Annotated in this window: 17 protein-coding genes and 1 pseudogene; 7 read left to right on the forward strand and 11 right to left on the reverse strand. The window is 58.8% G+C overall.

Going from position 1 to position 23740, the window contains the following annotated elements; all coding sequences use genetic code 11:
* Positions 1-56: 56 nt before the first annotated feature.
* On the reverse strand, positions 57-1106 hold the full coding sequence (gene gap, locus AC24GY_RS22780) for a type I glyceraldehyde-3-phosphate dehydrogenase (RefSeq protein ID WP_422316373.1): 1050 nt from the start codon (positions 1104-1106) through the stop codon (positions 57-59).
* A 134-nt stretch (positions 1107-1240) separates the two neighbouring features.
* On the opposite strand from gap, the gene AC24GY_RS22785 reads away from it, so the two are divergent.
* The 4 genes from AC24GY_RS22785 to AC24GY_RS22800 all read left to right on the forward strand — a co-directional run bounded on the left by AC24GY_RS22785 (position 1241) and on the right by AC24GY_RS22800 (position 6830).
* Positions 1241-2743 (forward strand): hypothetical protein, encoded by a 1503-nt coding sequence (locus AC24GY_RS22785; RefSeq protein ID WP_487687569.1) that lies wholly within the window; start codon positions 1241-1243, stop codon positions 2741-2743.
* 130 nt (positions 2744-2873) lie between these two features.
* Positions 2874-3254, forward strand: coding sequence for a BlaI/MecI/CopY family transcriptional regulator (locus AC24GY_RS22790; protein WP_422316369.1), 381 nt, complete (start codon positions 2874-2876; stop codon positions 3252-3254).
* Between the two features lie 6 nt (positions 3255-3260).
* The gene (locus AC24GY_RS22795) at positions 3261-6476 is read left to right on the forward strand and encodes a M56 family metallopeptidase (protein WP_487687572.1); all 3216 of its coding nucleotides are present in this window, start codon (positions 3261-3263) and stop codon (positions 6474-6476) included.
* A gap of 45 nt (positions 6477-6521) precedes the next feature.
* Positions 6522-6830 carry a ribonuclease III domain-containing protein gene (locus tag AC24GY_RS22800; protein ID WP_487687574.1) on the forward strand — a complete coding sequence of 103 codons (309 nt, stop codon included), beginning with the start codon at positions 6522-6524 and terminating at the stop codon, positions 6828-6830.
* Here the strand turns inward: AC24GY_RS22800 and AC24GY_RS22805 are convergent, their stop codons facing one another.
* Positions 6831-8252, reverse strand: a complete 1422-nt coding sequence (locus AC24GY_RS22805) for an FAD-dependent oxidoreductase (protein ID WP_487687576.1) — start codon at positions 8250-8252, stop codon at positions 6831-6833.
* 40 nt (positions 8253-8292) lie between these two features.
* Complete coding sequence (locus AC24GY_RS22810) at positions 8293-10227, reverse strand: CehA/McbA family metallohydrolase (RefSeq protein ID WP_487687579.1); 1935 nt, start codon at positions 10225-10227, stop codon at positions 8293-8295.
* Between the two features lie 77 nt (positions 10228-10304).
* On the opposite strand from AC24GY_RS22810, the gene AC24GY_RS22815 reads away from it, so the two are divergent.
* Positions 10305-10916, forward strand: coding sequence for a carbohydrate-binding family 9-like protein (locus AC24GY_RS22815; protein ID WP_487687581.1), 612 nt, complete (start codon positions 10305-10307; stop codon positions 10914-10916).
* Here AC24GY_RS22815 and AC24GY_RS22820 read toward each other — a convergent pair whose 3' ends face one another.
* From AC24GY_RS22820 to AC24GY_RS22845, 6 genes and pseudogenes are all read right to left on the reverse strand, one after another.
* Positions 10917-11774 (reverse strand): hypothetical protein, encoded by an 858-nt coding sequence (locus tag AC24GY_RS22820; RefSeq protein ID WP_487687583.1) that lies wholly within the window; start codon positions 11772-11774, stop codon positions 10917-10919.
* A gap of 56 nt (positions 11775-11830) precedes the next feature.
* The gene (truD, locus tag AC24GY_RS22825) at positions 11831-12883 is read right to left on the reverse strand and encodes a tRNA pseudouridine(13) synthase TruD (RefSeq protein ID WP_487687585.1); all 1053 of its coding nucleotides are present in this window, start codon (positions 12881-12883) and stop codon (positions 11831-11833) included.
* Between the two features lie 2 nt (positions 12884-12885).
* Positions 12886-14046 carry an alpha-hydroxy acid oxidase gene (locus tag AC24GY_RS22830; RefSeq protein ID WP_397381221.1) on the reverse strand — a complete coding sequence of 387 codons (1161 nt, stop codon included), beginning with the start codon at positions 14044-14046 and terminating at the stop codon, positions 12886-12888.
* Between the two features lie 157 nt (positions 14047-14203).
* A complete protein-coding gene (locus AC24GY_RS22835) occupies positions 14204-15565 on the reverse strand; it encodes a sulfatase-like hydrolase/transferase (protein WP_487687588.1) in 1362 nt (453 codons plus the stop codon).
* Entirely contained in the window at positions 15562-16326 is a 765-nt protein-coding gene (locus tag AC24GY_RS22840) for a hypothetical protein (protein ID WP_487687625.1), read from the reverse strand. Before AC24GY_RS22840 ends, AC24GY_RS22835 begins: the two co-directional genes overlap by 4 nt.
* 135 nt (positions 16327-16461) lie before the next feature.
* Positions 16462-18855 (reverse strand): annotated as a pseudogene (locus AC24GY_RS22845) (YHYH protein); the annotation flags it as partial.
* A gap of 102 nt (positions 18856-18957) precedes the next feature.
* Here AC24GY_RS22845 and AC24GY_RS22850 point away from each other — a divergent pair.
* Positions 18958-19668 (forward strand): response regulator transcription factor, encoded by a 711-nt coding sequence (locus AC24GY_RS22850; RefSeq protein ID WP_487687590.1) that lies wholly within the window; start codon positions 18958-18960, stop codon positions 19666-19668.
* 6 nt (positions 19669-19674) lie between these two features.
* Positions 19675-21114, forward strand: a complete 1440-nt coding sequence (locus AC24GY_RS22855) for an ATP-binding protein (protein ID WP_487687593.1) — start codon at positions 19675-19677, stop codon at positions 21112-21114.
* A 6-nt stretch (positions 21115-21120) separates the two neighbouring features.
* Here AC24GY_RS22855 and AC24GY_RS22860 read toward each other — a convergent pair whose 3' ends face one another.
* Together AC24GY_RS22860 and AC24GY_RS22865 are read right to left on the reverse strand one after the other, a co-directional pair.
* Positions 21121-22533 carry a neutral/alkaline non-lysosomal ceramidase N-terminal domain-containing protein gene (locus AC24GY_RS22860; RefSeq protein ID WP_487687595.1) on the reverse strand — a complete coding sequence of 471 codons (1413 nt, stop codon included), beginning with the start codon at positions 22531-22533 and terminating at the stop codon, positions 21121-21123.
* Positions 22534-22549: 16 nt separating this feature from the next.
* Complete coding sequence (locus tag AC24GY_RS22865; protein ID WP_487687597.1) at positions 22550-23737, reverse strand: FG-GAP repeat domain-containing protein; 1188 nt, start codon at positions 23735-23737, stop codon at positions 22550-22552.
* Positions 23738-23740 lie beyond the last annotated feature (3 nt).

Raw genomic sequence — 23740 nt, forward strand, 5'->3', positions numbered from 1 at the left:
CCGGCTCAGATGAGCCGGCCCGTCGAAGGCTTTGAAGGTTGCTGTGTTCGTTTAGATTACAGGCCTTTGCTCACAATGTATTTCACGAGATCGACGACTCGGTTGGAATAACCCCACTCGTTGTCGTACCAGCTCACCAGCTTGAAGAACTTGCTGTTCAGCTCAAGGCCGGAACCGGCGTCAAAGATGGAGCTGTGCTGGTCGTGCATGAAGTCGGTGCTCACCACTTCGTCGGCGGTCCAGTTCAGGATGCCCTTGAGGTAGGTTTCGCTGGCCTTCTTCATGGCGGCGGAGATTTCCTTGTAGCTGGTTTCCTTCTCCGTCTTCACGGTGAGATCGACCACGGAAACCGTCGGCGTTGGCACGCGGAAGGACATGCCGGTGAGCTTGCCCTTCACTTCTGGAATGGCGAGGCCCACGGCCTTGGCGGCGCCGGTGCCGGAAGGAATGATGTTGATGGCGGCGCTGCGGCCACCTTTCCAATCCTTGGCGCTCGGGCCGTCCACAGTCTTCTGCGTGGCGGTGTAGCTGTGGATAGTGGTCATGAGGCCTTCGGCGACGCCGAATCCTTCTTTGAGAAGTACGTGAACGACAGGAGCCAGGCAGTTCGTCGTGCAGCTTGCGTTGGAAACGACGTGATGATTGGCGGGATCATACTTCTCATGGTTCACGCCCATGACGATGGTGATGTCTTCATCCTTGCCAGGGGCAGAGATGATGACCTTTTTCGCGCCGGCGTCGATGTGACCCTGAGCCTTGCTGCGCTCGGTGAAGAGACCGGTGGACTCGATGACGATGTCCACGCCAAGCTCTTTCCATGGAAGTGCGGAAGGACCTGCGCGCACGGCGAGGCATTTGATCTCATGGCCATCGACCACCAGGATGTCGTCTGCAGCCAGATCAGGGCTGGATTTCTTGGAGGAAACGTTCTCACGGGCCTTGCCCTGGGTGGAGTCGTATTTGACGAGGTAGGCGAGATTGTCAGCAGGCACGAGGTCGTTCACAGCAACGACGTCGATTTCCTTGCCCAGGAGGCCCTGGTCACAGATTGCGCGAAACACGAGGCGGCCGATGCGCCCGAAACCATTGATGCCGATTTTGACCATGTTATTTGAGGTAGTTTGGATTTTTGAGGGCTTCAGGATTACCGCCGGGGGGAGAGGGTGTCAACCGCCGAGGCAGCAGGATTCGGGCCCGAGAAAGCTGGTGTTAATACAAACCTTACGATTAAAATTAAGGCATGAGTCCTGTTTTATTCACCTCGAGGGTGGTCCTTTGCCTTCTCAACCTCCCCTGCTTGACACTCAGGCTGCCTGCGGCCGAGCCCAACCATGGAAACGTGCAGGTCTCAGCAAAAGTTTGGACATTGGATTCCGCCGTCCCGCTCAAAGAGATGGGGCCGCTTGCCAGACAAATGCCGGCCAATCCAACCATTGGAGGAGTCCTGCCGGAGCCTCAACCGATGCTGCCAGGAATGATGCCAGCTCCTGTCTTTCTCCCTGCCGCCAAAGCCATGCGCATCCTGCAGGAACTCGAGACGAATTCCGGGGCCAGGAGTCATCCTTCGGTCACCAAAACGGTAGCCATCGGCGAGGAAGTGGTCTTCAGCATTCCTTTCGCGACTGAAAAACTCGAAATGCATGTGCAGACAGTTTTAAACTGCCGCCTGCGCGATGTGGTCAGCCTGCTGGCCTCCTTCCCAGATGCCTCTCGTTCGGTGAATCCCGTGGTGGAAATGCAATATTCATCCCCGTCGTACGAGGACACCTCCTGCCTGCTCTGCCGTACTGAGGCAAAAGGCCCCCTACTGCACCACACCCTGATCCTGATGGAAGAATCTCATTATGACGTATGCGGGACGGACTCGGTTACACTCACCCGCAACCAGATGCAGCGCCTGATTCTTCCCCAGGCGCATCTGGAAAATCTGACCTCGCTCCGTCTACTCGAATGGCTGGTGCAGCAGAGCCGAAAGCAGGGCGGATCATCAGATCACACTTCCCGGCGCGGCATCAATGCGGTCTGGCGGCTGGAGACAGCGGAAGATGTAAAAAACTCCTACCCGCTGGGCATCGACTCACTTTTCGAGGAGAAGGGCACGACTCTGCGAAAAGCTCTCACCGTGCTGACCGAATTGAGCCAAATGGACATGGGGATCGAACAGCACGCGCTGGTCTTTCACACCGGCTCAACAGACAATGAATGCTCTCCAGGAGAACTGTTGCGTCATCAGTTTAAGGTAAAGTCGGAGATTCTGAAGCGTTTCCAGGACAATTCAGCCATCAACAGAGCCGCACGGTCATCCAACATCCCCATCTATGAAGAAGATGGTTTGGCGCTGGATCGGGAGCACCTCATTCTGACCTACAGACAGACACCCGAACACTTCATAGTGGCCGAAAAATGGCTGCGCGATCAGAATCTTCTGAACGAAACCCCTCCGCCACCACCCGCGCTGCCTGCGGCACTTGCCAGAGCCGGGAAGATCGTTCTGCCGCAGCTTGATCTGCGACGGACCAGCTTGAACGAGGCTGTGAAAGCCATTCAGCAGGCTGCGGCGGCAGCCGACCCACCGGTCAAAGATCTGAAAATTGTCATCCAGCCAGGCACCGAGGAAAAAACCCTCATCACCATGTTCACACGTGGAATGCCCGCAGATGAAGCACTCAAACATTGTGCCCGTTTGAGTTTTCATCGGATCGAAGCCGACGAGACAACCATCATCTTGAAACCTTCATTTTAGGCCTGCCCCCGCACGGCTCGTTTCGCCGCCCGGAATTCGGCTGCTGCTCCACCAGCCAATGCCTCATCACTACATTTGTAGTTGCCATTTCACGACAAATGTAGTGAAATGGTTTTAATTCCAATTAATCATGCCAAACGCACCCGACATTGCTGAATCCGAATGGTCCGTCATGGAGGCCCTTTGGGAGTCTTCCCCTCAGACAGCTTCTGAAGTTACCAAGGCGCTGCGCCCCACCATGAACTGGGCGGAAAACACCGTCCGCACCCTGCTCACACGCCTGGTGGAAAAAGGCGCGCTCAAGACCGCCGAGAACGCCAGCGGCACCCGCACCTTTCTCCCTGCCGTGAAACGGGAGGCCTGCGTGCGCGCCGAGAGTGAGTCCTTCATGCAGCGCATCTTCGGCGGTGCCGCCAAGCCCCTGCTCGTCCACTTCGCCCAGAACAGCAAGCTCACTGCGGAGGAGGTGAAGGAGCTCAAGAAACTGCTCGACCAAAATCTCAACTCCTAACCCTCCATGAACACGCTCACCCAGATCTTCGACTGGCTCCTCGCCGCCAGTCTTCGTGCGTCCCTACTCACACTCGCGACGCTGCTCGTTCAGGTGGCTTTTCGTCGGCACCTCACCGCCAGCATGCACTATGCCCTCTGGCTGCCTGTGCTTGTCGTTCTCCTCATGCCCGTGTTGCCACAAAGCCGCTGGAGCATCGAGCACGTCTTTCAAGCTCCACCCCAGCCAGCACTACCAACTCCCTCAGCCGTCTCTCCTTTGATGGTGGAAGCGGCCCCGGTTGTTTTCGAGGCACCGGCCCCGATGCCCGAACCCACCAACTGGCAGCACGTGCTCCTTCTTTCCTGGCTCGGCGTCTCCGCAGGCATGCTCGTCTTCGGCAGCGTCTCCTTCATGCTCACCCTCCGCCGTTTCAAACACGCCCGCCATCCCGCCAGCGACGAGCTTCTCGCCACGCTCGCCCAAATCGCCAGCGAAATGCACTTGCGCTACGTCCCGCGAGTTTTGATCGCCTCCAGTGTCAGCAGCCCTGCCGTCACCGGTCTCCTGCGCCCCACCCTGCTGCTGCCCGCAGAGTTTGACCGCGAGTTCACGCCAGCCGAGGCAAGGCTCGTCCTCAAGCACGAACTCATGCACCTCAAGAGGGGCGATCTCCCGCTCAATGCCCTCATGTGCGTGCTCATGGCGCTGCATTGGTTCAATCCCCTGCTCTGGATCGCGTTCTTCAAAATCCGTGCCGACCGTGAAGCCGCCTGCGATGCCCAGGTACTTCAGGATGCCACCCGTGACCACCGCATCGCCTACGGCCATGCCCTCCTCAAAGTCGAAACCGCCTTCTCCCCTCGCGGCTTAAGTCTCGGCTTTGTCGGCATCTTCCAGCGCGGCTCCGCCTTGCGCTCCCGCATCCAGTCCATTGCCACGCATCGTACGCCTCATCCTGCCATGAAGACCTTGATCGCGTTGTGCATCTTTCTCATGACTTTCCTCGGCATCACCCGAGCGCAGCAGCCGAAACCCGCTGAGGATGCGCAGCTCATCGCGATCGAAGTGAAAATCGTGGAATTCAAGAAAGCCACCGACTGGAATTTTGACGGCATGCTGCCAGCCGATGAAACACAGTCTTTTCTCCCGGCGCTGTTGTCCCCCGACGAGTTCGCCGTTCAACTGCGGGAACTGCTGAGGAATGACAGAACCAATGTCACCTCCTACCCACGCATAGTCACGGCCAACGAAAAGGAAGTCGTGATTAAAAGCATCGTGAATCAGCCCAGCAAAGACAAGGATGGCAAAATTGTCTATGTGCCGATCGGCCTCGTCTGCAAGTTCACGCCCACCGTAAGTGGTGAAGCGGTCCGCCTCGGCATTGATATCAACATCTCGGAGCTTTTTGACCCGGCAACAGGTGCGGTGGTCTCCGAGGTCAAAGGTGAATATGCGAACGCCCGCAGCCGGGTTTACAAGTCCACTCAACAAATGCAGAACGGACAATCCTGTGTGATCGCCGGTTGGCATGACGGCAAACCTCAAAGCAAACGTCCCTTGCTTTATATCATCACCCCCCACGTGATCGATCCAAAGAAGGGCGGTCTTCCGGCAGCCACCCCCAGCGACTTCGCCGTGGGAAAATCCGCCTTTCGTCCTCGCGACTCCATGGTCATTACCTCCATGACGCGCTCCGCCGAGATGCTCACGGTCGGGGTGGATTATGAACTCGGCAGCGCAGATGAAGCAACCGCAGCCCTGTACATCACTTCCACCACTGATCAGAAAGCATCCGCCTTTGATTCACGGCAGCATGTCCTTGTGAAACGAGGCCGGGGCAGCTTTGTCCTGCATCTCCCGACACCCTCTCAAGGGCTGCCACACGTCACTTTCTACGATACCCTCACACACAAGCCATTCGGCGGCATCTACTTTGGTACTGAAGCAGAAGCCGCCAAGTCCCGGGCGCTTGATCTGAGTTACATGACCTCATACGCTCAGACGAAAGCAGCAGCATCGACTGATTTCATCAAAACCAAGCTCAACGAGATCATCATCCCCAGCGTTCAGTTTCAGGGTGCCTCGGTGGAGGAGGCCATCGAATACCTCCGCATCAAAACCCGTGAACTCAGCCCCGGCCCCAAGGCACCAGGAGTAAGCATCATTTACAGACAAGGCAATCCACCCTCGAAAGCTGCCATCTCCATGGATCTCAAAGACGTGCCACTGGGTGAAGCCCTGCGCTATGTCGTGGAACTGGCCAGCCTCAAGATGATCATTCAGCCATACGCTGTTCTCATCGTCCCTGCTGATGACTCCGTGTTTGCGAAATCCGCGGCTGCACCGCCTGTGCTCGACCCGTTCGACAAACCCACTGAGATTGTCAATGCAGCCCCGGGCTCCAAAATCATCATCCCCAGCGTCGAATTCCGCGACGCCTCACTCATCGAGTGCATCGACTTCATTCGCATCAAGTCCCGCGAACTCGGCCCCGATAAAAAAGGTGCCAACATCCTCATCAAGCCCGGCGGAGATGCATCGGCACGAATCACGCTGTCTCTCAAGGACGTTCCGCTGTCCGAAGCCTTGCGCTACTGCGCGGAGCTCACAAACCATAAGCTCACCTCAGACGCCAAATCCTTTTTCATCACTCCCGTTTTAGCAGAACCTCCGGCTAATAAAGATCAGGCTTCCAGCCCTGCTGCACAGCCATCACCAGGTGCCGCCGAGGCAAAGGCCGCAGAACTGCGCAAAGCCCGTCCGCAACAGTATGACTTCGCCAAGGCGAACCTCGGCGATGTGCTGCGTTTTCTTGCCACCGATGCCGGCATCAATTTCATTTCACTGCCGGATGACAATCCCATCAATCAAAAGTTGGTGACCTTCAGTATCAACAGCAGCCCGTTTGGGGTCCTTGAGACTCTTTGCCGCGCGAATGGTCTGGTGCTGGTGCTTGATCAGAACAGGTGGTTTATCCGTATCGCCGATGACTCCGCCCTGGTCACGAAAGTATATGCCCTGCCAAAAACGCAGGCCAGCATCGAAACCATTCTCAAGGACATCAGCACAGTCATTGAGGGTGACGAAACCAAGCCTGTTGCAGACGCACCTCAGCCCAGCATGACCTTCAAAAAAGAACAGAACTCAGTCTCCGTTAAGGCCACCCGCCTGCAGCACACCTGGATCAGCGCCTATTTCCAAGGGCTGAGCAGTTCAGCTCAGTCCGGCAAAACCAAGTGATCCCCGGTTGAACTTGCCTCAATGCTCGCTCTGGATGCCCCGCTCATGGCATCCCCACCCGACCTCGATCTCACTCAGCGCCTGCGCGAAAACGCCTGGATTGGCGATGCCGTTCTCGAACTCTACGTCCGCAGCCTCATCCTGAAGCAGCAGGGCAAGGTGGATGCCGAGATGAAAACGCGCTTCACCTGCAATCAGTTCCTCTCCTGCACCGGCAATCCCACCGCTGTCGAAGCCGACATCGGCGTCATCTATCAGCGCGAAGGCCTGGAGGCCGCCTTCGCGTGGATTCGCGAAACTTTGGAACCGCTCTTTCTCAAACAGGAAGCCAAACGCAAGCGCACTGGAAAATAACTACACCCGCTGCCCCAGCGCCTTCAGCTTGGCCTCGGCTTCACTCCAAGGAACATCATGCGGCAGTCGCTTTGTCCTCGCCGCCAGCGCTGCAGTCACGCCAGCAGCTTCGCCCATCGCCACGGAATTTCCTGTCACCCGATAGCTCGCGTGAGCAATGAAATCACCGCTGATGTTGCGCCCGGCCATCATCAAGCCGTCCACGTCTTTCGCGATCAAGGCCCGCAATGGAATGTCATACGGCTTCACTTTGATGCCCGCATTGCTGTAGGCCGACTTCTTGTTCATGTCCGCACTCAGTGCGTGAATATCCACGCTGAAGGTCGGCCGCACCACAGCATCATCATAGCGCGCACCGGCGATCACATCTTCCTTGCTCACCGTGTAGCGTCCCGCAATGCGCCGCCCGTCGCGCACACCGATCTGCTCCGCCGTAGCGGCGATTTGCAGTCCCTCCCATGCTCCGCCGAGATTGCGCAGGCCATTCACGATCTTGTTCATCTCCGCACGAGCATGAACAGTGGCCTCGGTGATCTTCGCCGCATCAAAACACGGCACGCCATATTGGTGGTTCATCATCACCAGCAGCAGATTATCCCGCACCTGCCACAGCGTGGGCTTCGCATACGAGGGGAAATGATCGGTGCGTTTGATCTCAGCAAGGAACGCGTCTTTTGACGTGCCATCCGTCTTGCTCGGATCTGAACCGTGAATAAAATCCTTCAATGCCGCCGCGTCTTTGCAGACCAGCAGAGCATTGAGCGACATCGGCTGGCAGGGACACGAATCTGCCTCGCCATATTCAAAGGCACAGCCTGCCAATGCGCCGAGATCTCCATCACCCGTCGTGTCAATGAACACCGGCGCTTTCCACGCCTGCCGCCCTGACTTCGACTCGGTCACGATCGTCGTGAGCCGTTTCCCTTCGCGGTATGCAGCGCAGACCTTGGTGTGGAGCTGGAACTTGATGCCCGCTTCCACAAACATTTCCTCCAGCAGCAGTTTCATGCCTTCCGGCTCATACACGACGCTCTTTTTGTTCGTGCCACGGCGAATGTCGCGTTCCTCCAGCCGTTTCAGCAGTTCCTGGTTGAAGCCCGGCTTGTCAAAATCCAGCAAGTAACCCAGCAGCCCGGCCGTCCACACGCCACCGAGGCAGCCACGCCACTCAAACACCTGCACCTTGGCCCCGGCACGCGCCGCAGTGATCGCCGCCGCAATTCCAGCCGGTCCCGCACCGCAGACAATGACATCGGCATCTTCCGCCAGCGGCAGATCCTGCGCAGGCTCATGAAACTTCCCTGCAATGGCCTTCTCCACCTCCGCCGCATTCATAACTCCAGGGGTGACAAGTGCACCGGAGAATGCTGCGGCCAGAAAGGAGCGGCGTTTGAGATCAGGGGACGGGCTGGGAGTGCTCATGATGGTATAGAAGTCAGATCAAAGGCAGAATTGGACAAGATCATTGTTCACTTTTCACCATCAGCGACTCCACCTGCACCGCCACGGCCTCATCGCAACGCTTCAAGGCTTCCTGCAATTTCACGCGATCAGCCCCGCTCTCCTGGATCAATCGCCGGGCGATTGCTACCGCCGGCTCAAACCGTCCGTCACCATCTGCATCCAGCCAGATCGGATTCGTCGAACCCACCACACGCGGCACGAAAGTCTTGCTGCTCGGTTGATACGGCCGGGGAATCTCCCAAAACGGCTCGGTGACGCCCGGTCCCGTCGCAATCACCACCAGATGCATATCGTGCGCCGGTTTCGGCAGCTGCCAGACGATGCGCGCCTTTTCACCCGCACGATGGCCATCCTCGATCTTCTGCTCGCGAATCAGAACGCCGTTCGCGAAAAGCTCGATGCGATCTGCCTGCGTCCACGCCGGACCAAAGACGGTGGCCTCCACTTGGATGCTCTTCCCCAGTCCCGTGGCCAGATCGCCGACCGTGAACTTGTCATCCACCCTCAGCGTCGTCAGCAGCCCCAGGCTCACCAGCAGCCGCCCCTCCTTGTAGCTGCGCCAGACTTCATCGCGATCCAGATTCGCTGGATCGGCATCCTTCGCCGCCACATACGTGCGCCCCTGCCCCAGTATGAAGCGATTCACATCGTGGCTGTCGCTCGACGCAATCGCCGCGATGCGATGACCACGGTTCAGCAAAGCAAACCAATCCCGGTACAGCAGATGAATGTCCGACTGCATCGCCGCTGAGGTGATCACCTCCATCGCATCAATGTCCAGCGCGTCCGCCTGACGATGCCTGCCCGTCTTCGGATTGAACTGCATGCCGCCTAGCGGAATAAAGCCGCTGTGCAGGTCACGTGGATGATTCAGCGTGATCACCTTCACGCCCGGTGTCGCACGGATCTCTGGCAGCAGCTTCGCCCAGTCCTCCTGCTGGTGATTCACCACACGCACACCCGGTTCAATCGGAAACGCATTGAAGTGCCCGTGCTTCGTCGTCACCTCATTGCCGATCACCGGCGCGAATCTCTCCGCCACGCCCATGCTCGCAGCGCTGGGAGCATAATCCGTGTGATGGTTGTGATCTGTGGCTATCGCCAGTTCGATCCCCTCCCCTGCAATCGTCAGCATCCGCTCCTCGATCTTTGCATCGCCATGGCCGCTGTGCGTCAGCGTGTGAATGTGGCTGTCTGCCGCGATCCAGCCCGCCGTCGGCACCTCACGCCGCAACTGCACCGCCACCTGCTTTGTATCACCCGTGCGCAGCGAAATCGCCGTACGCTCCACACTCCATTCAAAACCACGTCCCGCATGCAGAACATAGTCACCCGGCGGCAGCGAAAGCATGGCCTTGCCATTCCGCGTATAAACCACGCCAATCCGCACCGCCACCTCTCCCTCCGGTTCCGCAAGCAGCGGCTGCAGCGTCCCATCCGCACGCGTCAATGTCAGCCGGCATGGCAGTCCCCCGCCCGTTTCACCATCCGTCACCGTCACCTCCACTTTCGCGCCTCTCATCACCTCCGGCATCGGCTTCGCAGCAAGGAACACCGGCCCCACCTCGATGTCATCCAGACTAGGCGGTGCTTCGATCGTCAAAACATTTTCACCATCACGCAGAGCCCCCGCCGGGATCGCCAGCAGGCTCTCCATCGCCGTTTCCGCCGTCACCAGCGTTCCCAGCTTGCGCCCGTTCAACAGCACCGGCCATGTCAATTTCACATCCCGCTGCCATAGCCGCAGCGTCTGCTCAGTGGCATTGGCCTTCGCCTCAAATCGCCGCTCAAGCCGCTCTGCATCGACAGCGCGATCCTTGAACGCCTCCCACTCAAACTGCCCCGTCTTTCCGAGATGCAGCCGCTTGGCTTCCACCGTCAAATCCTCCGCCAATAAACTAAGTGCAGGCAGGCAAACCAGAATCCATTTCATCCAGCACCAACGCACCTACTCGATGACAACTATCCACCCGCCGTTGAATTGACGCGTGACCTTGCCAAAGCTGCCGCATGAAACGCTACCCCGTCCGCCACGCCTCCTCATCTCCCTTGGATTGGTCTTCCGTGGAACCATTGACCGACTTCACCTTTCCTTGGGAAGAGCGCCACACTCCGTTCACCGAGTTCCGCGCCCTGTGGAATGAAACCCATCTTCATTTCCGCTTCGACTGCATCGATGACGATCTAGTACTGCCCGAAGGCCCCACCGCCAAAGACCGCGTGCTCGGCTCCGACCGCGTCGAAATCTTCCTCGCCCCCGATCTGAGCCTGAAACCCTACTACTGCCTCGAAATGTCCCCCCGTGGTGACGTGCTGGCCTACGAAGCAAATTTCTACCGCGAAATGATCTGGGACTGGCAGTGTGAAGGCCTGCAACTCACCGCCAATATCGAAGGCAATCGCTACACCGTCACCGGCAGCCTGCCGCTCGACACACTGCGTGCCTTGAAGGTGCTCAAGCCCGGCTCATCTGAATTCTTCGCCGGCCTCTACCGCGCCGAATTCCATCACCGCCCCGATGGCACCGTTCACTCCGGCTGGATGCCCTGGGTGGATCCGCAAACTGAACGCCCAGACTTTCATGTGCCCGCTTCGTTCGGGGTGCTCGAACTCGTGCGGTGATCACTTCACACCTGCCAATGGATACTTCGACACTGTATCCCATGCGATTTTTTGAAGTATCGCATGCTGCTCCGCATTGATGCTGCGCTCAGGGGCCGTGTGGCCAACGGGACTGATGCGATAGATCGCGGCAAAGTTGCAATAGGCAGCCAGTGCCATGACGGCGCCCTGACCATGGCCGATGGGATCGCGGAAGAGCGCGGACTGTTTCGTGATCCTAGGAAACTCACCCGCCACCACCATGGCGCGCAGTTTCACCACTGCATCGCCCACAGGGACAATGAACACACACTTTTTGCCGTACTTCTGGTTGAGTCCGGCCACTTGCGCTTCGATCTGCGTGCGCCAGCCATTGATGGCGGCTTGCAGATCTTCGATCTTCACGTTGTCACGCTGGGCATTGTCCTTGATTCGCCGGTCCGGCTCACCGGAAGCAGGTGCAGGTAAATCAAAGGGATACCACGAGGCCTGCACCAGGAAGCGCACGTTGGGATTATGCTCCAGACCAAGTTTCACGAAATTCGTGATGCCTTCATCCGGGCTGAGCAGGTGTGACGCCATCGTGAAGACATCGACCTCGCCGCCGCCGAGCGCTTTTTTCGCCACGTTCTTATCGTCCGCCAAGTCCCAGTGCTGGATCACCTTCGAACCACCGATGCCCTGCTGCCCGGCAAGCTTGTGCCTCCTAATGTCCGTGGTCTTGACCATCGCTTCGATCATCCCCGGCACAAACATGTGAAAGCTGTGCCCCGTGTAAAAGACTCGCTGGCCAGGAACGGCGTCAGCACCGTTGGCGCAAAACAGTGATGCAGTCAGGCAGACGGCAAGGAGACGAAGGATGAATGAGTAGCGGCGCATGAGCATGGTGATTCATCAGCTACGCGTCCTCCCCCTCCTACATTACGATGAATCAATTATGCGTCCGCATCCTGGCTGGATTCATCCAGCTCCGCCAGCTCGCTCAGCAGGGTAGTGGCATAGGTCCCTTTGGGAAGATCAAAGCGAATCTTCAGGTCACCATTTCCCATCACCTCAAACGTGGAGTCGAGAGGACGCAGCCGCATCACCCGACGCTCCTGCCTCAATCCAAAGGCTTCGAGTCCAGCGGTGATGTCAGGAAACCCAGCAAGCAGTTCCTGTTCGAGGCTGCGTACCTCGCCCGCACTTTGCAGCTCGCCACTGCCCCATAGGGGTGCCGTGAGTTCAACGATTCCTTTCTCGAATCGTGCCACCTCATCGCCACGCTGATTTTCCGGCAGCAGAATCGTGCCGTTGTCAGCAAACCCGAAGACCTCACCCTCCAGCGATTTGTCCCAGCTCCCGCCCGCCATCCGGCCAGCCACCACGGCATTGAACAAATGACTGCGCGCAGCAGAAAGCAGGATGCCTCTCAGCAGACGATCCCCCGGTGTGAACTCTCCGCGAAACATCGCCTGCGCCTTCGCCACATTTTGCCCCTCGTTACCAAAGCGCTGGGTGCCGAAGTAATTGGGAGCGCCCTTCTCCGTGATCGCCTGCCAGCGCTGCGCGGCAAGCCCTGCATCGAAATTCGGCTCGCGCAGCCGGATCGTGAAGCGATTGCCCAGATGAATGCCTCTCCGCAGCTTTCGTAAGTTACGAGTGATGCGCAATACACGCAGCCCTTCGGATTCCAGCGCCTCAGGTTCCGGCGATGCCTGCCCCGGCATGTGCAGGCTGAACCACTGGCGCGTGACCGCATGCCGGTCCTTCAGCCCACAGTGGCTGACCAGCCGCCGCCGAATGCCCACTGCATCTGCCAGGCGAGCCGCAGCAGCATTGCTGTCCAGATTACGCTTCTCCGCCCAGACAAGGCAGTGCTCGCCCTCGCCCGAAGGTTCGAAACCGAGCAGCTCCTCCACCACAAAATCTTCCGGCTGCACTTTGAAACGCGCACGACCTAAAGGGCCGCCGTGCAGATAGGGAAGATCGTTCGAGTCTGAAATCATTTTCAAGCCTCGGGCCCGCTCACCAGATGTTTCGGCAGATCTGCCACGCGCTCACATCCCACCTGCTCCATCACCTGCTTGATCTGGCGCTTCAGCATCGTCATCGTATGATCTCCACCGGCCTTGCCCAGTGCAGCGACGCCATACATGAAGGACCGCCCCATGAAGGCAAACTTGGCACCGCTCGCGAGGGCACAGGCGACATCCGGACCAGCGCGCAGGCCGCTGTCGATCATGACCGTGGTGCGCTGTCCAAATTTCTTGGCGAGCTCGGTGAGCGGTTTGATGGTGGACTGCCCGGCATCAAGCTGACGGCCACCGTGATTGGACACAATGAAACCATCCACTCCCAGGCCCAGCGCCGTCTCGGCATCCTCCTCAGTAACGACGCCCTTCACCACGAGCTTGCCCTTCCAGCGCTCGCGAATGGCTTTGATCTTCGTCGGATTCAAGCGACCCGAGAAGGTTTTGTTCATGAAGAGGCCGAGGTGTTTCATGCTCAGCCCCTTCGGCAGATAAGGCTTCATCGTCTTGAACTCCGGCGCACCTGCCGCGAGCTGGCTAAACGACCACGTGGGATGCAGCATCATCTGAATCACATTGCGCACCGACATCCGCGGCGGGATGGACAGTCCATTGCGGATTTCCTTGGGCCGATAGGCAAAGGTGGGCGTGTCCGCGAGAATGACGAGCACTGGAAAACCCGCATCCCGCGCACGATCCAGCAGCTTGTCGCGCAGCGAATCCTCGGCGGGATGGTAAAGCTGAAACCAGGCCTTCCCTTGCGTGAGTTCGGCCACCGTTTCGATGCTGGCCGTCGCGACCGTGCTGAGCGTAAAGGGGATGTTGTGCTGATGCGCCGCTTTTGCGATGATCTCGGTCGCCTTGGGCCAGATCAGTCCCTGCAGCCCGATGGGCGAGACGCCAAAAGGTGCATCGTAAGTCGTGCCAAAGAGCTCCGTCTTCAGGTCTGAACCCGGATAGTCCCGCAAATACCAAGGCCGCAGCTGCACCTGCCGGATCTCATCTGTGTTGCGTTGGAGATTGATGTTTGAGAAGCAGCCGCCCTCCAGATACTCAAAGGCAAAGCGCGGTACACGCTGACGCGCTCTCTCGCGAAGATGTTCGATGGAGGGGTAGTTGGAATTGAAAGCTTCAGACATGGGGCGTGAGTGATTTGCAGTGAAGACGAAAACCGCCCGTCGATCAACACTGGCGGCCCGTCTTCTTCATCCGCAGTAAACGCCGGATTTACAATCTTCCAACACCCACACTGCAAATACCGAAACGCACATGTGCGATTCCGGGGCCGGCGGCCGATCACTTCACCTTCTTCATGCCATCTTTCTTCTTTCCACCGGGCCCCTTGCCTTTGCCCGGTCCTCGTCCCTGCGGAAAATCTCCACGCTCCAGCGCTGCGTAGGCCTGCTCCCCGAGGCCTGCACGGACGTGGGCCTTGAGCTCGGCCTGAAGTCTTGCAGCAAGTTCAGGATTTTGCTTCGCGAGATCACGTGTCTCCCCAAGGTCCTTCACCACATCAAAGAGCAGACCTTCCTTGGTATCCCAAAAATAGAGCAGCTTGTAGTCTCCCCTGCGAATGGCGGACTGCGGATGCTCAACCTCGACAGTCTGGTGCCACACGAATCGATCGACAGGGCGCTTCACCAGCGCCTTGCCAGCGCTCATCAGCAATGGCTTCCAACTGCCCCCTTCAACACCCTTCGGCAGCACAAACCCTGGAGCCGCAAAATCAAGAACCGTGGCCATCAGATCGTAGCTGATGACAGGGGTGGTGCAGTTCACACCACCTTTGATGCCAGGAACTCGAATGATCATCGGCTCACGGATGCCGCCTTCGCCCAGATCACCTTTGCCGCCGTTAAGCAGCGTCGTTCGCGCACCGTTGTCGGAGGTGTAAATGACGAGGGTGTTTTCGGCGATGCGTAGGTCGTCGAGCTTCTTCAAGACCGCCCCCACACAAGTGTCGAGATCCTCAGCCATGGCCGCCATCACCGCACGATCTCCGCGCCCGCCTTTGCTCGCATCAGCCATGCCTTCATATTTTTTGAGCGTCGCAACAAGCGCCTGCGGTGTCTGATGCACGGCATAGTAGGAGAGCTGAAGAAAGAACGGGTGCCCCTCTTTCACCTGCGACTCCATGAATGCACCCGCCCGTTGAGTGATGCTGAAGGACTGCTTGGGATCTTCTGGATCTGTCGTGTCTCCATCCTCATTCATCGTGATGCCATCGCTGGCATCGTAACCCATCGACTCCGGCGTGTGAAACCACTGCCACTTGCCGAAATGCGCAGCACGGTAGGTGCCATCCGCCTTCTTGAGCGTGTTCACAAGTGAGTCCGTGACCGGAGCACTCCAGTTGCGCGCATTTTTGTCAGTCGCATTGAGCGTGCTCGTGCTGCGCCCCATCTGGATCGCCGCGCGTGAGCACTCGCATTTGCAGTGGGCCGCATAGGCCTGCGAAAATGTGATGCCCTGCGCCGCAAGTTTTTCGAGATTCGGCGTGCGAAATTCGCGGCTCGCACTGTCCGCCTCATTGGGCATCATGCGGACCGAGGTCCCGCTCCATGATTGGTCATCCGCGAGGATGAAGAGAATGTTCGGGGCCTTGGCCCAGGCGCTGCCAGCCAGAAGCAGCAGACTAGATGTGATGAGTGTTTTCATTTCAGGGGTGCTCCGGTGACGTCGAGATCAGGCTTCGTGTTCCAGCGCTGCTTCCACTCAGGCTTTTCGATCATGGTGCGGAAGATGATCGTGTTGTCGAGTGCGAGATCATCGGTCCAGATAAACTTGGCACCTTCAAAATCATTCTCGAAATAAGGCTGCTTGGGATCAACCTCCTCCACCGTGTACTCTTTGGCGTTCTTCCATGAACTGTCGTCGAAATCCACGGCCCACCAGTTGGCCGGCAGCAGCTCCTGTTTGACCTGCGGGTTTGCAGTGTCGCCATTGATCGGACCGTGGAAAAAGCTTTTTGCCTTCCACCTGGCATTGGTCACGGTGCCATCGGCAAACTTCAAAACGAAGCCTCCATCACCTATGCTGCTGCCGTATTCGAGAGCGGTCTTCGGATCGGCGTTGTCCTTCGCCAGCACCGCAATCGTCATCGGATACTCAGGGAGGAAATCCACACTGACGACATTATGCGGGGTGAACTGAATCGGATCCACGGCCACAAGGCGTCCATTCACATAAAGCATGAACCAATTGTCCGCATACACGTTGAGCTTCATCGTGTCAGTGATGCTCGGCTTGATGAGTCCGGGTGGACCACCACCTTTCTTCTTTTTTCCGCCCCCACCCTTTCCAGTCTCACCCGGAGCACCCCCAGGCCGCTGCCCACCCTGGCCTGCACCGGCCTGCGCACCCCCACCGCCTGCGCCAGTCTGCACAGTCGGATTGAAAATGCCGTCGAGCGGGCGCATACCGCCGCTGCCACCAGCCCCGTTTGCGGTTGGCATTGCGGTTGGTCCGGGTGGAGGATTCGTGGCAGGAGGTGGCGCGGGCGGTTGATCTCCACTGCCAGGAGCGGCAGCGCGCAACGGCGTGTTGGGCGCGTTTTGCACCTCTTCCGCCGTGAGCTTGCCATCGTGGTCCAGATCCGCTGCACCGAACATGTACTTGGCGGCATCCGCCAGTTCCGCGCTGCTCAGACGGCTGTCTTGGTTCGCATCCAGTTCGTAAGCATGACGGTAGATAAAACCGGCAAACGCAGCACCTTCGCGGATGTCACCTGCCGAATCGATCTCCGCAGGTGTGATGATGCCATCCATGTCCGCATCATATTTCGAAGCAGCGACCTTCATGTCAGCAAGAGCCTCTGCCGCGGTCACGATGCCGTCCTGATCGCCATCGAGCTCAGTTCCATGCATCTGCATCCACGGCTTGCGCTGACCACCCTGCTGCCCGCCACCCCCCCCCTGCGGAGCCATGGGCTGCGTCGGCTGCATGGACGTGTCAGGCCGTGCCGGCTGGGGACCTCCGCCGGGAGCCATGCCACTGCGTCCGCCACTTTCACCACCACCTCGTGAGTAAACCACGCTCAAATCCGCCTTGGCGAGAATCTTGCCATCAATCGCAGCGAGCAAATCTTCGCGTGTCACGCCCCCGCGCCCCGTGGCCTTGGGCGCAGGCTCAGCCGAAAGCGCATAGACATGCAGCACATACGTCTTTTCACCGGGTCCCTGTGAATGCGGCGGCTCGTAGCCTTCCTCACCTTTGAACCCAACCCCCAGCTTGCCCACACCCTTCACGTTCTTCGGCAGATTCGTCACCTTCGCCGGGATGCCCCACATCACCCAGTAGCTTTTCATCTCATTGCCCGGAGCCAGGTGATCCATGATCAAGGCAAAGCTCTTCGTGCCAGTGGGCGCCCCCTGCCATTCGAGAGGCAACGTCGCACCACTGCCATCGCCGGTATAGTCTGCGGGCAGACTGCCGCCGTCTGCCACTTCGGGGCTGGTCAAAACGAAGCCACGGGTCGTTGCGGCAGATGCTCCACCTCGCCGGCCGCTGGGTTCCTGGGCAGACGCGGCCATAAGCGCCGCCAGTTCGCTCACATCCAGTTTGCCATCAGCATTGCGGTCCAGTGCGGTGAATTCGGCGCGGGCCTTCACCATGGCGGCCGCCAGCGTCCCGCCACTGCGCTTCGCGGTAAATTCACGTTTCACATTATCAGCAAATTCTTGCGCTGAGACAATGCCGTCACCATTCGCATCCATCAGGCTCCCTGAAACATGCGGCTGAGGTGGGCGCAGCGCATCTTCCGGAGGAGGTGCAGGTGGATTTTCATCGGGCTTCATGCCTTTCCCAGGGCCACCCTTGCCCTTGCCTTTTCCGCCGCCACCACCGGGTCCTTTGCCTCCGCCACCACCGCCCCCCCGGCTCGTATAGACTTCCTTTACGATACCCTCGCTGCCGTTGTTAAACTCAAAAGGATAAGTGCCATCGCTGTTGATGCTGTAACTGATCGAACGCTTATCACTGCCCACCTGATAGCTGAGCTTGTAGCTGTTGGCTCCCGTACTTTCAAACCCGGTGATCTCTGCACCGCGCAGAGGGGGCGTATCCGGGCGCACGCCCTGCGCACGCGGCTGCGGGTCCACCTGGCCCTCGGCCTCCACCACCACTCCGTGAAACGCACTCTGCAAATACGGCCGCTTCGTCGATGCATGGTAGTGGTAGCCCACCTTCGCATCCTCATGTCCTTGGCACTCGTCCAGCTTGCCCACGGGCGATCCGTCCGACTCCGTGAGGCCATAGATCGGGTAGCCATCCAGCGCATAAGCGATCGGCATCCCCTTCCCCACCATCGTCTGCAAATGCAACGGCGCGATGTGGTAGTGGTAATCGTCCGCACGTCCACAGTGACCGCCCCACTTGTCCAGTTCCCCGATCTCATAGGAAACCTCGCCGCGATTGTTCTGCGGATTGAAAATGGGAATGCCGTTCACCCCAAGCGCGATGGCTCCTCGCAGGAAATGCCCTCCCACTATCGCGGGAGTTTTCGCCGGCACTGGATGCAAAGGAATGCGCCACATGTTGTCCCCCGTGTAGTTCTGCGGCAGCGGCACCTGCTGCTGCCACGCGGTGATGCCCACCATCATGTTGTGATCAGGCATCCCATTGGACCCAACGAACAGGAAATCCTTGTCCCATTTCAATTCAAGTCTCTGAAACGCCAGGAACGGCTTCGCCGCCGCCGGTGCGTTCGCCGCATTGGCCACCGTCGCCGCAGCAAGATTCAAAGTGGATGCTGTCGAAGCCACCTGCACCGGCTTGATCTCCCCTTGAGCAGATTTCCCATGCTCCTGCATCCACTCCTCCAGAATATGCTCACGCAGGCTCTCTTTGTCGGTGGCTGCACCGGCTTTCCATGTGTGGGCAAAAGCCGCAGGACTGTTGAACAATCCCACGGACAAGGCGGCAACGAAGATGGCTTTCATAGTCCTCATGCTGGAGCACTGGTGTCAGTCGCTTATCAGCGAATCGCTCCAGATTTGTCAGCAAACCGTAAAGAAACTCGCGAAACCAGTCGCTGAAGCCCATAGTTCCACATGGTACCCGTCACGCGCATCCTCGTCATCGACGACGACACCGAGCTTTCCCAGCTCGTGGCCGATTACTTGAAGCCGATGGGCTTTGAGGTCGAGTGCGAACACGAGGGCAACAGCGGAGCCGAACGCGCCACCAGCGAAGCTTGGAATGCGATCATCCTCGATGTGATGATGCCCGGCTGCGATGGTTTTGAGGTGCTGCGGCGCATCCGGGCAAAATCCAAGGTGCCGGTCATGATGCTCACAGGCCGTGGTGAAGAGGTGGATCGCATCGTCGGTCTCGAACTCGGAGCAGACGACTACCTGCCGAAAACGTTTTCATCGCGCGAGCTTCTCGCCCGGCTGCGCGCCGTGCTGCGGCGCTCCGGCTGGGTGGCGGAAACTTCCACGCAGGCCCCCATGAAGGAGATCGTCATCGGCCCGCTGCGCATCAATGTGGATTCGCACGTGGTCGTTCTCGGCGACACCCCCTTGGAACTCACTCCGGCAGAATTTGGCCTGCTGCTCTCATTGGCAAAGGCCCATGGCCGCGTGCGCACCCGCGAGCAGCTCATCGAAGATGTCGCCGACCGTGAATGGGATGTGTTTGACCGCGCCATCGACATGCACATTTCCACGCTGCGCCGCAAGCTTGGGGACGACCCAAAGAACCCGCAGTTCATCAAGACCGTGCGCGGCTACGGCTACCAGCTCGTCACGCCCACTCGCTGACCCCTCATGAGCCGCCTGCGCCTGCCATTGTATCTGAAGATTTTGCTCTGGTTCGGAGTGAATCTGCTGGTGCTGGCATTCCTCGTCTTTGGGTTCCTCAGCATGCAGTTTCGCATGAGCCTCGACTGGATGCTTTCTGGGGAGGCAGGCGAGCGTGTCTCCGCCATCGGCGACAGCCTCACGGACGAGCTCTCCCAGCTCCCCGAACAGCAATGGCCAGAAGTCCTGCAGCGGCATGGCGCGCAGTACGATGTGACCTTCGCTCTTTTCAGCAGCAACGGAACCCAGATCATGGGTACCCAGGTCCAAGTTCCACCGGAAGTTCTGCCAAAACTCATCGACAAACGTGGCCCGAACGACCGCCCGCCCCCACGACGCCCGCCACCCGGCGTTGCCAGAAAGAGACCCAGCGATGCGCCGCCCAAACCACGCTTCATGCTGCGCGCCGGTGATCCCGCACACTATTGGGCGGGCGTGCATCTCGATCTCACCCAGCAGATCGATCACCTCCCGCTGACCCTGCTCATGGTCTCAAACACCATCACCGGAGGCGGCCTGTTTTTTGATCTATGGCCCTGGCTTGGTCTCGCCGCCGCAGCCCTGCTGCTCTCCGCGCTCGTCTGGATGCCCTTTGTGCGTGGCATCACCGGCTTTATTGGACGTCTCAACCATGCCGCAGGCCGCATAGCACAGGGAAACTTCGGCGAACGTGTCTCACGCAGCCGCAATGATGAACTGGGCGAGCTGTCCTCCTCCGTGAACACCATGGCAGCGCAGCTCGGCGAATACGTCGCGGAGCAGCGTCGCATCACGGCGGACGTGGCGCATGAGCTTTGCTCGCCAATCGCGCGCATGCAGATGGCGCTCGGCGTGGTGGAACAACGCAGCACGCCGGAACAGGCGGGCTATCTAAAAAAACTCGACGCCGAACTCCAGCACATGGCGAAGCTTGTTGAAGAGGTGCTTGCCTTTTCCAAAGCAGAGACGCTGCCCGAGCGCGAAACCGCCGAAGACATCAACCTGCATGATTTGATTGTGGCGGTCATCGCTCGTGAAGCCCCTGAGGCTGATATCCAGCTTGCTGTGTCCACGGATCTTCAGCTGCATTCACTGCGCGACGCTCTCGATCGCGCCATCGGCAACGTCCTGCGCAATGCCGCACGCTACGCCGCCGATTCCGGCCCCATTCAAATCCATGCCGGGCAGCAGGATGGCAAAACCATCATCCGCATTTCCGATCAAGGCCCGGGTGTGCCGTCCGAAACATTGCCCCGTTTATTCGAACCCTTCTATCGTCCGGAAGCCGCACGCCGCCGCTCCACCGGCGGCAGCGGCCTCGGCCTCGCCATCACGAAGCGCTGCATTGAGGCCTGCGGCGGCACGGTGACCGCAAAACTGCGCGAACCAACCGGCCTGGAAATCGCGATCTCCATTTCCGCGGCGTAACAACGTTCAGTCCGCCTTTTTCAATTCCGCCAGCATCTCCAGCAGGTTGTCCGTGAGAATGACACTCGTGTCCTTCTGCACCTGATTTGTACCCAGCCAAGTCTCATAACCTCCGAGCTTGTGCTGCTCCAATGTGGGCAGATAACCGTGCCGTCCATTGGCCAGACCAACGACCATCGTCTGAGGAAATGGGCTGCGTTTCTTCAAGTCGAGACCGATTTCGACAAAGGTCTCAAACGGAATGCCACACACCACAAGGTCGCCAATGCGGATGGCTTGCAGCTGCACCGTGAGCGTTTCTTCCTTGCGCTCCGCCGCAGCGACAACACTGCCAGCATAGTTCTTCGCCAGACGCGGCAGCTTCTCCACCGCCTCCTTGTCCTTCACCGCCAGCACCGCTTTCGCCTCAGCAACATCCTGTTCCGACGGGCGGCGAAACTTGAGCGTGATCTCGCGCTGGAGCATGCCCAACGTCACATCGCCGCGATGCTTTTCGATCTTCCTCTGCGCAAACCAGGCCGTGTCCGCCGCCTTCTGCGCCACGATGCGGATCTGCTCAAAGGGCTCACGTGGCGGACGCGTCACGCCAAAGGGAATGTTGTTGATGTCGCCGGAGGTCCCGTTCGACATCATCGCCACGAAGTTCTCATCGCCACGCACACGCGAAGGCATGACGCGGGCAAATTCACCAAAGTAATCCGCCGACATCTCCCCTGCTGGCGCACCACCGACATAGTGCAGCGAGTAGTTCGCATAAAGGGCGATGGGCTTCCGCTTGGCATCCTGCACCGAAATGATCGTGATGTCAGGATCCGTGGGTCCGGCAGGATGATCCAGGGTGTTCGGGTCGGTGCCAGGATTCATCTTCACCTTGTCCATCCGGCCAAAGGGATTCAGCGGCATTTTCCCTGGCTTCAAATACCAGCGACGATTGAAAACCTCATCTGCAAGAGGATGCGCCGCCGCACCGACCGACGCCGGCCTCAGCGCCCCATGCGCCTTGATGATTGATTCGGAGATCCCCTCGACAAACCGTTTGTAATAACGCGCTGCCATCTCGCTTCGAGTGTTCACCGAAGGACCGCTGTGCGTGTGCGTGGAACTGATGAGCATCTTGTTCGCCGCCATGCCTGTCTTTGCCGCTGCGATGGCCTTCGCCTCATTGAGCACATCCGGCCCCGCACCCAGAACATCCACCACCACCATCGCCACCGTCGTTTTTCCATCATCAAGCACCAGGGCACGGGCATGAAACGGATCATGCGCCTTGTTCGCCGCATTGGCGCTGAATCCTCCCGGCATGTTCATCGGAAACTCCGTGGGCGTGATGTCCACCGCCGCTGCTCCGGCACGCAGCGTTTTGGTTTGCGCAAACAGGGATGGGGCAATGAGTAGCAGGGCAAAGACGGCAGATTTCATGGCTCTCCAATACGTTTCACTTGTGCGGATTCTCATACCAAATCACCCCAAGCTGATCCCGCTCCTCGCAGGTGATGACATCGAGATCGCCATCCCCATCGAGATCCAGCGTTTGCATGAGGTCATACTTCAAGCCTTCTGGCCCACCCAGCGTGTGCTGCTTCCAGGGCCCATGGCGCTGCTGCTCCAGCCACACGATGCCCTCAAGTTTCCCTTTGGCATTTTCACAGGTGAACAAGAGATCCGCGAGCTTGTCACCATTCACGTCCGCAATTTTCACCGCCTTGGCATCGCCCAAATTTGCGCCATCCAGTTTCAATACGTGCTCGTCCCAGCCCCCATCGGCCTTGCGCAAACAAAGCACGATCTCCACCGGTTTGGCGGCCACCGCGACATCCAGCAGGCCGTCACCATTCACATCGCCAAGGTCGGCAAACATGACCTGTTTGCCCAAACCACCGATGGCATGCTCTTTCCACGCTCCATGCTCGCGGTTCCCCGCCGCCCCGGGATTTTCCAGCCAGAAAACACCCGTGCGCTCACCTTTGCGATCACTGATCACAGCATCCGCGTCACCATCCTTATCCATGTCCTGCGGCGTGAGTGACATCACCCAGCCTGCATCACGCAGCTTGTGCAGTGACCATGCTTTGAGATCATCCGCTTTTTGCGGCGCCTGCAGCCAGCTCACCGCTGCGCCTTTGTTTTTCGATGCCACCAGCAGATCTGCCCCATGCTGCCCGTCGAGATCAAGCGCAGCCACCTGCATCCACATCTGCGTGTTCGTCGCTGCAGGAAAGGGTTGCGTCGTCCATGCGCCGTCCACCCGTCGGTGCCAGTACAGCGTGCAGGTCTTGCCTTCCGTGCCACTGACAACCTCCAGCTCTCCATCACCATCCAGATCGGTGAAGATCGCCTCCTCGACATTCTTCACCTCACCCACGGTAACCTGCGGCCACGGCTGACGCGCCTTCGCCGCGCCTGGATTCAAATACACCCGCACCACGCCGCCCTCCTCCCAGCCTGTGACAATGTCCGGCTGTCCATCCTTGTTCAGATCCCCCAGTTTCACCCCATCGGCCCCACGTGAAGTGTTGTCGATGGTATGACGATTCCAAGGTGTCTCGGGCACCAGGATCACCGAATCGTCAGCCATCAAAGAGGCCGTGAAACACAGGGCAGCTAGAAGCAAGTTGGGGCGCATGCC

The organism is Prosthecobacter sp. Pr1 (assembly GCF_057652315.1).